This is a genomic window from Deltaproteobacteria bacterium (assembly GCA_016874755.1).
Classification (GTDB): domain Bacteria; phylum Desulfobacterota; class Binatia; order UBA9968; family UBA9968; genus DP-20.
Map to the genome: position 1 here is coordinate 16029 of VGTH01000010.1, position 12743 is coordinate 28771.

Genomic DNA, 12743 nt, shown 5'->3' on the forward strand with positions numbered 1-12743 from the left:
CTTCGTGGTGCAATATTTTTGAGAGGAACGCACTATGCCTAACGTAAAACTGTCCAGCGGATGCGATCTCTACTACGAAACCCACGGCCAAGGTGAGCCGCTGATTTTTGTGCCGTCGACGGCGTACTCCGGCGAAGTTTGGAAGCCGTGGCAGATGCCGCTGGCCAAAGATATACAGCTCGTCTTTCACGATCCGCGCGGCTGCGGACGCTCGGTGCCGACGCAGGAAGTTTATACCATCGAGCAGATGGCGCTCGATATCGTCGCGCTGATGGATCATTTGAAAATGCCGTCGGCCCATTTTATCGGCCACTCCATGGGCGGGCGCATCGCGCTCTCGCTGGCGCAGAATTTCCCGGGCAAGGTGAAAAGCTTGATCATGGCGGCAAGCGGCTCGGGGACGGCGGGGCGCGCCGGATCGGACTGCGTGCCGGGTTTGCCGCATCGTTTAGTCTACGACATGGTGGCGATGGGCTTTGAGAAGTTTATCTACGACGAGATCGTCGAGTCGGACACGTTTTTCACCAAAGACTTTCGCGACAAGCACCGCGATAAAGTCGAAGAGTTTTTCAAGGTCGCCTGGGCGACCCATGCCAAGCTCGATCCGTTCATCTGGCTCTGCATCGCCCGCCATACATTCGAAGGAACGCACCGTCTAGGCGACGTGCAGGCGCCGACGCTGGTGCTCATCGGCGAGGCCGACACGGTCGGCAGCAATCACATCGCGCAGGCAAAAGTTCTGATGGATCGGATCAAGGGCGCCGAGATGAAAGTTCTCAAAGGCCAGTCGCATGGATTTTTCTGGCAAGCACCGGAGGAAACCAATCAAGTGATCCTCGATTGGGTAAAAAGGCACAGCGGCTGATGCGGAAGCCTGTGAAAGGCGCAGCGTATTTCTTAGTAGGCTTTGTCGTGTGCTTGTCCGCGATCCCGTGTCGCGCGGCGGAGTCCAAACCCGGCTGGCAAGCCGAATGGGAGCGCACTGTCAAGGCCGCGGAGGCTGAAGGGCAGCTCACGATTTACATCGCAGGCTACGCCGCGGTCGTCGAAGCGGGCGTGTTTCAAAAGGCCTTTCCCAAAATCAAAGTTACGCTGGTTCCGGGTATCGGCACGCAGCTTGCGCCGCGTATCGTCGCTGAGCGGCGCGCGGAGAAGTTTCTTGCCGACGTCTACAGCGGCGGTGGCACGTCGCTATATCAGGTGCTTTACTTGGGCAAGATGCTCGATCCGCTCCGCCCCGCGCTGATGCTTCCTGAAGTTACGGACGCATCGAAGTGGTGGGAGGGCCGGCACAAGTACGTCGACAAGGAAGCCAGCTACATGTTTGTCTACGAGGGCAACGTCTCCTCGGGCGGTTCGCCGGCATACAATACACAGCTCATCAACCCGAAAGACTTTCGCTCCTACTGGGACTTTCTCAATCCTAAACTCAAAGGCAAGGTTGGTGCCATCGATATTCGCAGACTTCGCGGGGTTGGCCCGACGATCCAGTATATGTACTATCATCCTGATATCGGGCCGGAGTTTTTCCGGCGATTCTATGGCGAGATGGACGTGCAGATGAGCGGCGACTTCCGCCAGGCGATGGATTGGCTGGCCAATGGCAAAGTCGCCGCGCTGCTGCCGATGCAAAGCTCGCCAACCGCGAAGGCGAAAACCCAGGGCTTGCCGGTGGACGAATTCGAGGCCTACCATTTCAAAGAGGGCGTGAATATTTCATCCTCCTACGGCCAAGTCGCATTGGTGAACCGCGCGCCGCATCCCAACGCGGCTAAGGTCTTCGTCAATTGGTTGCTTTCGCGCGAAGGCCAGATGACATTACAAAAAGTGATGAGCGCGCCCGGCGATCCGAAAAACTCGCGGCGCATCGACGTTCCCAAGGACCACAATACGCCGACGGAGCGGCGCCGCGACGGCATGAAGTATTTTGACATCGATGACCCTGAGACCAAGGATATTAATCCGGCGGTCAAGTTGATCGATGGAGTGCTTAGCGGAAAAAGGCAATCGTCATAGTGTGTAGAGGCAACCCTATGTGGTTGCCCTGATTTTAAGGGGAGTGTCCATGCTAACTGCTGAAGAAAATGATTTCATGACTAGAGTGGGGCCTGGCACGCCCGCGGGTGAGTTGCTGCGCCGCTACTGGCATCCCATTTCGATTGCGGCGGATTTGACGCCGGAAAATCCGCGCAAGTTTGTAAGGATACTTGGTGAAGATCTAGTTCTATTTGTCACACCGAAGGGCGAGGCCGGGCTGCTGCACGACCGCTGCGCTCATCGCGGTGTATCGCTTTCCTACGGCCGTGTCGAAGAACGCGGCATCTCCTGCGCTTATCATGGATGGCTCTACGATACTCAGGGCAACTGTCTTGAGACACCCGCGGAGCCGGCGGACAGCAAATTTTGCCTGACCGTAAAACAAAAAGCCTATCCGGTGAAAAAGCACTGTGGGCTCTACTGGGCGTATATGGGACCGCTGCCGGCGCCGGAGATCCCCAAATGGGATGTTTGGGCGCGCACCGACGGCTGGCACTGGCTGCGCGCGCTGCCGCAGCTCGACTGCAACTGGCTGCAGGCGATGGAGAACTCCGTCGACACGGCGCATCTGCATATCCTCCATCAAGAATTGGTGACCGACGGGTTCAAAGTCACCAGTACAACGCGGGGGACCATCGACAATTTAGTGAAATATGAGATGGACGAGTTCGAGCACGGCATCATCAAGCGGCGCGTCTTTCGCGACGGCAAGGTTGAAGAACATCCGCTGTTGTTTCCCACTTGGCTGCGGCAAGCCAATCGCACGCAGATCCGTGTGCCCATCGACGACACGCACACCTACGTTGTCTACGTGCACTTTGTCCCGAATTCCGCTGAGCCTCCTCCTGCCAACGGCGAAGTGCCGGTGAACTACCGTAAACCGTTTAAGAACCCGCCGGAGCGAAGCCATCCGTTTGCACGCCATCGGCTGGACGAAGTTGATGCGCAGGACTTCATGGCGTGGGAAACTCAAGGGCCGATTCACGACCGTACCAACGAGCGACTTACTGGGTCGGACCGCGGCATCGTCCTGTACCGCGAGATTCTCACGCGCGAGATCAAGAAAGTGCAGCAGGGGCTCGATCCGATAAACGTCTTTCGCGATCCGAACTTGCCGATCATCGATACTCACTTGGAAGAGTCGGTGAAGGTCGGTAGAGCGGGAGGCTTCGCGCATATCTTGCCACCGAAGGCGTCGTAAGAATTCGGGTTCGGAGAAAGCTCAGGTCGTTGGTACCGGAGGACAGACGTGAAACGAAAAGTTTTCTTAGTTGTGATGTTTTCTGTTCTGGGTTTCGCTGCCCTCGCGATGGCCGCTGAGTCGAAACCCGCCTGGCAGCGCGAGTGGGAGAAGATTCTCGACGGGGCCAAGAGAGAAGGTGAGGTCCGGTTGTGGGGTGAGCAGGAGATCACCCATCCGGACATTATTGCTGCCTTCAATAAAGAATATCCTTTCATAAAAGCAATCACTGTCAGCGGGCGAGTTGGCGATTTGATGCCGCGCATCATCGCCGAGCGGCGCGCGGGAAAATTTCTTGCCGACATTTATAGCGGCGGTTTGGGCGGCCGGTCATTCTATGACTTTCACAAAGCAGGTGTGCTTGATCCCTTGAAACCGGTTCTCTTGTTGCCAGAGGTCACGGACGCGTCGAAGTGGTTAAACGGTGAGCATTATTATGCGGACAGCGACAAGCAGTTCGTGTTCATGTACGAGGGCAGCGTCGCCGGCAATGGGCTGCATCAGAACACGGGACTTGTCGACATCAAAGAGTTCAAATCCTACTGGGATCTTCTCAATCCCAAGTGGAAAGGCAAGATTCTCCTCTTCGAGCGGCCCGGCGTCGGCTCGCCGAGCGTGATTCGGTTTTACCATCATGCACAGCTCGGGCCGGAGTTTGTCCGCCGCTTGTTCACTGAGATGGATGTCACCGTGTCGCAGGACCGGCGCCAGTCGAGCGACTGGCTCGCGGCGGGAAAGTATCCCATTTGCATCGACTGCGGCGATACGGACCGAGCGAAGCAGCAGGGCTTGCCGGTGGACGAGTTTCCGCATTCGGCACTGAAAGAAGCCAGCTTCGAAGTCAGCACCAGCGGCAACAGCGGCATTGCGCTGATCAATCAGGCGACTCATCCCAACGCCGCCAAAGTTTTTATCAATTGGTTTCTCTCTCGCGCCGGGCAGACGGCGTGGCAAGCGACGATGAACGGCAAAGTTCAAGAGCCGTCCGATTCAATGCGCGTGGATATTTCCAAGGACAACGTTTCGGCGCCGGCCAAGCGTGAAGAGGGCAGGAAATATCGCGTGACGGGTTTTCTCGAACCCGACGCGCCGACGAAGCTATTCAGAGAATTAACGAAAAAAAAGTAAAACCGTGAGGCGTAAGGGGTGAAGCGTGAGGCGTCTGGAAAAACTCCCTTACCCCATAAGAATTGGATTTGGAGGTCCCATGACCACAGCTAACTACGAACCCATCGAGATCAACGCCTTTTTCCGCTCCCACACCCATCTCCCCCTTTGGGAGGTGATCGAGCAGGCGGGGTTTTGGAAGCAAGTGGGCATCAAAGTCAATTGGCGCTTTTGCGACAGCTCGGAGGAGGCGGAGACGGCGCTATTCAGCGGCCAGATCGATCTGATCTCCGGCAATCATATTTCTCCTTATGCACTGGTTGCCAAGGGCAAACCGATCGTGTCGCTGGCTTCGCCGACCAACGGCGTGAATGACACCGTGGTTTCGCGTGAGCCGATCAAATCGCTGGCGGAGATTCGCGGCAAAAGAGTGGTCGATACAACCATTCTCGACAACGGCGGTGGCTACAATCACATCCGCGGCAATCACATGCTTTACATTCTCGAAGCAGGTTTGGAATTGATCGACGTCAAATGGATCGAAATCACCGACCGGATGTCGAGCGAGTTTCGCGTCCAACAATATGAAGCGATGAAGGCGGGCGAGGGCGACGTGACCCTGGTGACCGGGGACACCAAGCGCTATCAAGATGCGGGCTTTCATATTTTGCAGTTGCCGCGGCTGCCGATGATCAATGGGCCGACGTTGACGACGACGATGACCGCGATCAACAAACATGATCGCTTCGGCGAGCGGTTGGTGTTAGCGCAAGTCCTGGGTATCCACTACGGCCGCACGCACAAGGACGAGACTGAAAAGATGCTCGATGGGCTGAAGAAGCGCGAACCGGAGGCGCGCACCGTGTCGTACAACGGCGTTGCCAAATTGGCGATGAAACCCTACCCGGACATTCAGGCGGTGATGAATGCGTATCGCTTGTGTTGTCTGAAGGATCCCAAGGCAAAAGAGTTAAGCCCGATGTCGATGTGGGATCTGCACTATTTACGCCAGTTAGATCACTCGGGGTTTATTGATGGGCTGTATGGGAACAAATAAGTTGTGGAAGTGAAATAGTGTCATCCCGAGCGATGAGCGACGGATCTCGCCGGCGACGAAGAAGAGATTCCTCGGCCTCGCTTCGGAATGACAGAAGGGGCGGCGTGATGAATTCTTTGTTAACATTGCTACTGGCGGTCACCTTTTGTTGTCCAGTCACTATCGGCTTCGCTGCCCAACCCAAAGCCAACTGGCAGCAGGAGTGGGACAAGACCGTCGAAGCGGCGAAGAAAGAAGGCGCGCTGTCGCTCTATCTGTACCAAGGCGAGGGCGAGTTTGGCGCGCTGGTGCAGCAGTTTCAAAAAAAATATCCCGAGATCAACGTGTCCCTCACGCCTGGGCGCGGCAATACCTTGGCGCCGAAAATTATGGCGGAGCGGCGCGCCGGGAAGTATCTCGTCGACGCCTACATGGCCGGCGCGACCACCGCCTATGAAGTATTTTACCGGGCGAAAATTCTAAACAGCGTGCGCGACGCGCTGATCCTTCCCGAAGTCATCGACGAGTCTAAGTGGTGGCTGGGACAGCATCACTACATCGACGCCGAGAGCCGCTACATCTTTGTCTATCTCGGCAACGTCGGCGAGTACGTTTCCTACAACACGAAGTCGGTGGAGTCCGGTGAGATTCGCTCCTACTGGGATTTTCTTCAGCCTAAATGGAAAGGGAAAATTCTGTCGCGCGATCCGAAAATCTCCGGGAGCCAACGCATCGGTCTGCGCGGCTTTTATCATACGCCCGAGTTGGGCGCCGAGTTCATTCGCCGTCTTTACGGCGAGATGGACGTGACTTTGACTCAGGAAATCCGCCAGGCGACCGATTGGCTGGCGCATGGGAAATTTGCCATCTGCTTTTTTTGCTCCGAGATCTTGAAAATCAAAGCTCAAGGGCTGCCCGTCGATGAGTTTCGCACCGCGCAGTGGAAGGAAAGCCGGGTGATCTCTGCCGGCAACATGGGGTCGATCGCACTCCTCCCCCAGCCGCCGCATCCGAACGCGGCAAAGGTATTCGCCAATTGGCTGCTGTCGCGCGAGGGGCAAACCGCGCTGATGCGCACGGCCAACACGCCGAGCAATTCCGAGGAGTCGCTGCGCAACGATATCTCCAAAGAAATGGTGCGCAGCGAGGTACGGCGCGTCGAGGGCGTGAAGTATCTGCTGGTGGACAAGCCGGAATACATCGACATGGCGCCGATCTATGACATCGTCGAAAAAGCGACGGCGGGGAAGAGGAAGTAGGAAGGATGAGGGATGAAGGATGAAAGCGGAAAACGGAAAGCGGGAATTTCGGAAAGAGATTTTCTCTCGCAAAGGCGCAACCAGCTGGATTGGGTCGAGGATGGAGGATAGAGGATAGAGGATAGAGGATAGAGGATAGAGGATAGACCTCCATCCTCAATCATCGATCCGCTATCGTTGTTTTCGTCGAGACGGAGGCGATCATGGGCCGGGCAACCGCAAACTTCTGGGATAGAAAATCGCCCTATGAACATTGGATCGAGTCCACCGGTGTGCCGATTCATCGCGGCTACTACATCGAGGATTGCCGCACGGCGGAGTTGGGCCACTGGGCCGAGCGCGAGTGCGACGCGGCGTTTATCCAGCTCGTCGGCCAGGAAGGCGTTACCGGCGCCTATGTGACGGAGATTCCGCCTGGAAGAACGCTGCCGTCTTTTCGCGTTGCCGTTGATGAAGTTGTCTATGTGCTCCAAGGGCGCGGCGTCGCGAGCATCTGGGCGGGAAACCGTGACAAGAAGATTTTCGAGTGGCAAAGCCATGCGATGTTTTTGATTCCGGGCAACTATCATTGCCAATTGTCCAACATGCAGGGCGACCAATCGGTGAAGCTGCTCCATTGCAGCTACTTGCCGTTGGCGATGTCGGTGATGCCTGACCCAGAATACTTTTTCAACAATCCGCTGGTCGACTACGATCTGCTCTACGGCGAAGGGGCGCGCGATGTCTACTCCGAAGCGAAGGTAGTTCGGCATAGCGAGCCGGGCACCGCGCGCGACGGGCGCAACATATGGTTTGGCAATTTCTTCGCCGATATGACGGCGTGGGACAGGCTCGATCACTTCGAGCGGCGCGGCGCCGGCGGCCACGTCGTGTGGGTCGGTTTTCCCAGCTCGCCGCTCTCGGCGCACATGTCGGTGTTTCCGGCGCAGACCTACAAAAAGGGCCACCGCCATGGCCCCGGTTATTTGATCATCATTCCGGTCGGTGAAGGCTACTCGATCATGTGGCCCGAGGGCGGCGAGAAAGTTATTATTCCCTGGCATGAAGCAAGTCTCTTCGTGCCGCCAAACCGGTGGTTTCACCAGCACTTCAATCTTGGCAACGCGCCGGCGCGGTATCTGGCGATCCATCCGCCGCGCGGATTAAATGGCATCAGTGAAAAGATTGAAGATCGCGCGCGCGACCAGATTGAATACACCGACGAAGACCCAATGATTCGGCAGAAGTTCGAAGCGGAGCTGGCACGAAAGGGGTTGAAGTCGGTGATGCCGGAGGCAGCGTATCGGGATCGTGATTATGCTTGGAACTATTCACAAAAGTGAGCTGACAAAGGCTAATGACAGCGGAGAGTCCTCCGAGCCTCCTCTCCCTCTGGGAGAGGATTGAGGTGAGGGCGTTTTGTGGTAGTAACTTGCTACCGTGTGTGCCCTCACCCTAACCCTCTCCCAAAGGGCGAGGGAATCGGAACAGAAGCGAAGGAGAGAGAAAGTTGAACGGGAAAACGAAAATTATCACGTTTGTAATATTGGCAGCGCTGCTGCTTGTCACTCATGATGCACTTGCAGCCCAGGCGAAGCCCGCTTGGCAGGTGGAGTGGGAAAAGATTCTCGAAGCGGCAAAGAAAGAAGGGCAGCTATCGATCTACATCAGCGGCTACGAAGAGATCTTGCCGGAGTTTCAGAAAGAATATCCGGAGATCAAGGTCAATCCGATAACCGGCCGCGGCTCGCAGATCGGCCAGCGGCTGATCGCCGAGCGGCGCGCGGAGAAATTTCTCGCGGACATCGTCAGCTCCGGCGGCGTGACGACTTACCAGCAGCTCTTTCCGGCGAGAGTTTTCGACCCGATCAAACCGGCGCTGCTTCTGCCTGAGATCAACGACGTTTCCAAATGGTACCTCGGCAAGCATCACTACGCCGATCCGGAGAACCAATACATTTTCAGTTATGTCGCTTCGGCCACCTACGGCTCAGTGAGCTACAACACTAAGCTGGTCAACGGGAAGGATTTCAAGTCTTATTGGGATCTGCTCAATCCCAAATGGAAGGGCAAAATCATTTCGCGCGATATTCGCGTCTCAGGACCGGGCTCGGGCAACGCGCGGCTGTTTTACCATTTGCCGGATGTCGGGCCGTCGTTCATCAAGAAGCTTTACGGCGAGATGGACGTGACGCTATTTCGCGACTACCGCCAGGGGACCGACTGGCTTGCCGTTGGCAAGGCTTCGATTTGCTTTTTCTGCGAGGTCGACGTCTCAAAGCAGCAAGGGTTGCCCGTGGACTCCTTCGGGCCAGGTGTATTCAAGGAGGGCGCCGGCTTGGTGCAGCAGTTCGGCACGCTCGGCCTGGTCAATCGCGCGCCCCATCCCAACGCAGCCAAGGTCTACATTAACTGGCTGCTTTCGCGCAAAGGGCAGATGGCGCTCCAAAAGAGCATGAACGGCACCGAGAATCCCGCCGACTCGCTGCGCATCGATATTCCCAAGGACGACGTCCATCCACTCAGCCGGCGCGTCGAAGGCGTGAAATATCTGGACACGAGCAAGCCCGAGTGGCAGGACATGAAGCCGATCCTCGAAGTCATGAACGAGGCGCTCAAATCCGCCGGAAAAAATTGAAAATGGATAATGGAAAATTGAAAATGTTTGGATTCAAGAACGAACAACACATTCGCCCGTTTGTCTTCGAGTCTGCTCTGCGGATTTGTTCCTTCCCCCTTGACGGGGGAAGGTTAGGATAGGGGTGACGCTCGCGTGGTACGAACGACCGGTAGAGTAGGTTCATGTCTCGTAATTCTCTTTCTTGGTCTTGCGGTTCAATCTTTTGCAGCGCAGGCGAAGCCAGCTTGGCAGCTGGACTGGGAAAAGACTCTCGAAGCTGCAAAGAAGGAAGGCCAAGTTTCGATCTACATCAGCGGCTATGATTCGATCCTCCCTGACTTCGAGAAGGAATATCCTGAGATCAAAGTAAACGCCGTCACCGGGCGGGGCAATGTGCTCGGGCCGCGTTTATTGGCCGAGCGGCGCGCTGAGAAGTTTCTTGCCGACGTGTCTAGCACAGGAACTAATCCCAACTACCAGCAATTCTATCTCGCCAAGGCGCTCGACCCGGTCAAACCGGCGCTGATCTTACCGGAGGTGCTCGACCCATCGAAGTGGTATTTGAAAAAACACCAGTACTCCGATCCGGAAAATCAGTACGTCTTCAACTACGTCGGTTCGGCGACCTACGGCGCGATTCACTACAACACAAAACTCGTCGACGCGAAGGAGGTTAAATCCTACTGGGATCTTTTGAATCCCAAATGGAAGGGCAAGATCACCATGCGCGACATGCGTGAAGCCGGCCGGGCGCCGGGAACATGCGATTCTTTTATTACCATGCGGATCTCGGTCCTACATTTATCAAAAGATTGTTAAGCGAAATGGATGTGACGCTGTTCCGCGATTTTCGCCAGGGGCCGGATTGGTTGGCGACCGGCAAGTATTCGATTTGTTTTTTTTGCGACGCCGACACGCTGAAGCAGCAAGGTCTGCCGGTGGAGCCGTTTGGTCCGCGTTCCTTCAAAGAGGGCGGCGGCTTGGTGCAGCAGTTTGGCACCGTAGCGTTAGTCAACCGCGCGCCGCATCCCAATGCGGCCAAAGTGTTTATCAATTGGCTGCTCTCGCGCGCCGGCCAGATGGCTTTACAGAAGCGCACCAGCACCGCCGAGAGTCCGGCGGATTCGCTGCGCATCGATATTCCAAAAGATGAGGTGCCAATACAGGGTCGGCGCTTGGACGGCATCAAGTATCTCGACACCGGCAAGCCGGAGTGGATCGAGATGAAGCCGATACTCGACGTGGTAAATGAGGCGCTGAGAAAATAATTGAAAATGGATAATGGAGAATTGAAAATTATCGGAGCCCTCACCCCTGCCCTCTCCCATCAGAATCGGCGAGGGAGTAGAAAGGTAGTTCGAATTACAGTCGGAGGTGTGCGATGCCGTCGCCTTCAAAACAAATGACCCTGGTTTTTTCTCTACTGCTCGTCGTAGTTGTCACTTGTAGTAACGTTGCACTCGCTGACTGGCAGACCGACTGGGAGCAAGCCAAACAGGCTGCGGCCAAAGAAGGCGAAGTGGTTTTGTATGGACCCCACCTGCCTTTTTTCGGCAAGATTTGGGAGCAGTTTCAGAAAGCTTATCCGGGAATCAAGATTACCTCGGAGCCAGGGCGCGGCTCGGACCATTTGAAGCGTGTGTTGGCCGAAAGGCGCGCTGGCATCTACAAAGTCGATTTGGTGATGGGCGGTGGCAATGTCCTTCATGGTTTTCCAGCCAACGCGCTCGATCCGATTCCCCCTGTTCTGCTGCTGCCGGAAGTGACGCGCGAGTCGGCGTGGTTTGGCAAGAAGCTGCGGTTGACCGACAAGGAGCAAAAGACGATTCTGAGTTTTTCCGAATCGGCTAAGACCAGCACCATCGCCTACAACACGAAATCGGTAAACCCCAAAGAGATTCAAGCCTGGAAAGATCTGCTCAATCCTAAATGGAAAGGGAAAATCGCTGGCTTCGATCCGCGCGTCAGTGGCGGCGGTGATCCGTTTCGCTTCTTTCAAGCTACGCCGGAATTTGGTCCAGAGTTTGTTTCGCGGCTGGTGCGCGAGACCGAGATCGTTTTTACCCGCGACCTGCACCAAGGGCTCGACTGGCTGGCTTCGGGCAAGTATGAGCTTTATCTCGGCAGCGCGCTGTTTACGCTCGAAGCAAAAGAAAAAGGCTTGCCGGTGGATATCCTCCCGCAGTCGATGAAGGACGGCGAGACCATGGGGCTTGGCGGTGTTTGCTGCGTGGCTCTGATCAACAGGGCGCCGCATCCGAAGGCGACTAAAGTCTTTCTCAACTGGCTCTTGTCCAGGGAAGGACAGACGCTCTGGCAGCGCCTTTCCAAGACGAATTCGCTGCGCATCGATATTCCCAAGACAGACGTCCATCCGGCTTTCGTGCCCAAGGACGGCGTGAAATATTTCATGGCGACCTCGTATCAGTATCAGGACCCGGAGCTCGGCAAAGCGTTGGATAGGGTCGTCGACGACGCGTTGGCGGCGAGGAAGTGAGGCCATCGTGAAGACTGTCGGACTTGTTGGCCTCGGCAACGCCGGCGGGCCGATGGCCAAGCGGCTCCTGCAGGCGGGCTGCACGCTCAAAGTTTTTGATTTGAGCACTGAACGAATGGCGGAAGCCGTGCAGGCCGGCGCGGTCAAGGCAAACTCGGCCGCGGATGCGGTGAGCGAGGTCACCATCGTCCTGCTCCCTTCTGCAAACGAGGTGCGCGCTGCGATTTACGGTGGGCGCGGCGTGCTCGCGGTTATGAAGCCGGGAAATATTCTCATCGATATCAGCGGTACGGACCCGGATTGTGCCCGGGAGTTGGATGAGAAAGTCACGGCGCAGGGCGGCTACTTTGTTGGCGGCACGGTCCATGCGGCGGGCGCGCCGGTGATCACGATTCCGCAGGGAAATATTTCTCTGGTCATCGGCGGCAAGAAGCCGGCGTTGGATGGCAGTCTCGAATTGCTCGGCCATCTGGCCAAGAAAATCATCTGCGTGCCCGAACCCTGGATGCCCAAGTCGATGAAGCTGGCGATCATCATGTTTGCGGCGATCGAGGAGGCGGCCACCGCGGAAATCCTCGGGTGGCTGCTCGGTCAAAAAATCGATCCGCGTATGTTCCGGGAAGTGATCGGCACGACCGGATCGAACTCAGCGCAGCGGGTCGAAGAGTTCTTTCGGCGCAACGAAAGAACCGGCGGCACGCTCAGCAACATCCGCAAAGACTTGCGCCAGGCGTTATCCGTCGCGCGCGAACAAGAAGTGCCGTTATTCATGACCTCGCTAGCGGATCAACTAGCTGAGATGGCGGTGAAGCACACCGGCGATCGGGTTCGTCCATCGGCGGCTTTCGCGGCGCTCTACGAGACCCTTGCCCATGTCGATATGAGTCAGAGCGTTGCTGAGCACGGGAATAAGGCCATTGAAAGCTCGCCTAACAAAGTGATCTATGTCGGAAGCTTTCAGGAGTAGT

The 12743-nt window shown here is 56.3% G+C and carries 12 protein-coding genes; all 12 read left to right on the forward strand.

Going from position 1 to position 12743, the window contains the following annotated elements:
• Positions 1–34: 34 nt before the first annotated feature.
• The 12 genes from FJ145_08160 to FJ145_08215 all read left to right on the forward strand — a co-directional run bounded on the left by FJ145_08160 (position 35) and on the right by FJ145_08215 (position 12742).
• A complete protein-coding gene (locus FJ145_08160; GenBank protein ID MBM4261390.1) occupies positions 35–865 on the forward strand; it encodes an alpha/beta hydrolase in 831 nt (276 codons plus the stop codon).
• Positions 865–2016, forward strand: coding sequence for an extracellular solute-binding protein (locus FJ145_08165; GenBank protein MBM4261391.1), 1152 nt, complete (start codon positions 865–867; stop codon positions 2014–2016). Before FJ145_08160 ends, FJ145_08165 begins: the two co-directional genes overlap by 1 nt.
• Positions 2017–2065: 49 nt before the next feature.
• Complete coding sequence (locus tag FJ145_08170) at positions 2066–3238, forward strand: Rieske 2Fe-2S domain-containing protein (GenBank protein MBM4261392.1); 1173 nt, start codon at positions 2066–2068, stop codon at positions 3236–3238.
• Positions 3239–3286: 48 nt separating this feature from the next.
• Positions 3287–4405, forward strand: a complete 1119-nt coding sequence (locus tag FJ145_08175) for an extracellular solute-binding protein (protein ID MBM4261393.1) — start codon at positions 3287–3289, stop codon at positions 4403–4405.
• Between the two features lie 79 nt (positions 4406–4484).
• Positions 4485–5441, forward strand: a complete 957-nt coding sequence (locus FJ145_08180) for an ABC transporter substrate-binding protein (GenBank protein MBM4261394.1) — start codon at positions 4485–4487, stop codon at positions 5439–5441.
• 32 nt (positions 5442–5473) lie between these two features.
• Entirely contained in the window at positions 5474–6679 is a 1206-nt protein-coding gene (locus FJ145_08185) for an extracellular solute-binding protein (protein ID MBM4261395.1), read from the forward strand.
• 203 nt (positions 6680–6882) lie between these two features.
• The gene (locus FJ145_08190) at positions 6883–8001 is read left to right on the forward strand and encodes a cupin domain-containing protein (GenBank protein ID MBM4261396.1); all 1119 of its coding nucleotides are present in this window, start codon (positions 6883–6885) and stop codon (positions 7999–8001) included.
• 167 nt (positions 8002–8168) lie between these two features.
• Positions 8169–9296: an extracellular solute-binding protein gene (locus tag FJ145_08195; protein MBM4261397.1), complete on the forward strand. Its 1128-nt coding sequence runs from the start codon at positions 8169–8171 to the stop codon at positions 9294–9296.
• Between the two features lie 135 nt (positions 9297–9431).
• Positions 9432–10097, forward strand: a complete 666-nt coding sequence (locus FJ145_08200) for a hypothetical protein (protein MBM4261398.1) — start codon at positions 9432–9434, stop codon at positions 10095–10097.
• Positions 10098–10102: 5 nt separating this feature from the next.
• On the forward strand, positions 10103–10546 hold the full coding sequence (locus FJ145_08205) for a hypothetical protein (GenBank protein MBM4261399.1): 444 nt from the start codon (positions 10103–10105) through the stop codon (positions 10544–10546).
• Between the two features lie 113 nt (positions 10547–10659).
• Positions 10660–11775 carry an extracellular solute-binding protein gene (locus FJ145_08210; GenBank protein ID MBM4261400.1) on the forward strand — a complete coding sequence of 372 codons (1116 nt, stop codon included), beginning with the start codon at positions 10660–10662 and terminating at the stop codon, positions 11773–11775.
• 7 nt (positions 11776–11782) lie between these two features.
• A complete protein-coding gene (locus FJ145_08215; protein ID MBM4261401.1) occupies positions 11783–12742 on the forward strand; it encodes an NAD(P)-dependent oxidoreductase in 960 nt (319 codons plus the stop codon).
• The last annotated feature ends 1 nt before the right edge of the window (position 12743 follow it).

Coding starts and splice junctions, on each gene's coding strand:
- FJ145_08190 (MBM4261396.1), top strand. CDS start 6,883: ATGGGCCGGGCAACCGCAAACTTCTGGGATAGAAAATCGCCCTATGAA.
- FJ145_08210 (MBM4261400.1), top strand. CDS start 10,660: ATGCCGTCGCCTTCAAAACAAATGACCCTGGTTTTTTCTCTACTGCTC.
- FJ145_08205 (MBM4261399.1), top strand. CDS start 10,103: ATGGATGTGACGCTGTTCCGCGATTTTCGCCAGGGGCCGGATTGGTTG.
- FJ145_08165 (MBM4261391.1), top strand. CDS start 865: ATGCGGAAGCCTGTGAAAGGCGCAGCGTATTTCTTAGTAGGCTTTGTC.
- FJ145_08170 (MBM4261392.1), top strand. CDS start 2,066: ATGCTAACTGCTGAAGAAAATGATTTCATGACTAGAGTGGGGCCTGGC.
- FJ145_08180 (MBM4261394.1), top strand. CDS start 4,485: ATGACCACAGCTAACTACGAACCCATCGAGATCAACGCCTTTTTCCGC.
- FJ145_08185 (MBM4261395.1), top strand. CDS start 5,474: ATGAGCGACGGATCTCGCCGGCGACGAAGAAGAGATTCCTCGGCCTCG.
- FJ145_08160 (MBM4261390.1), top strand. CDS start 35: ATGCCTAACGTAAAACTGTCCAGCGGATGCGATCTCTACTACGAAACC.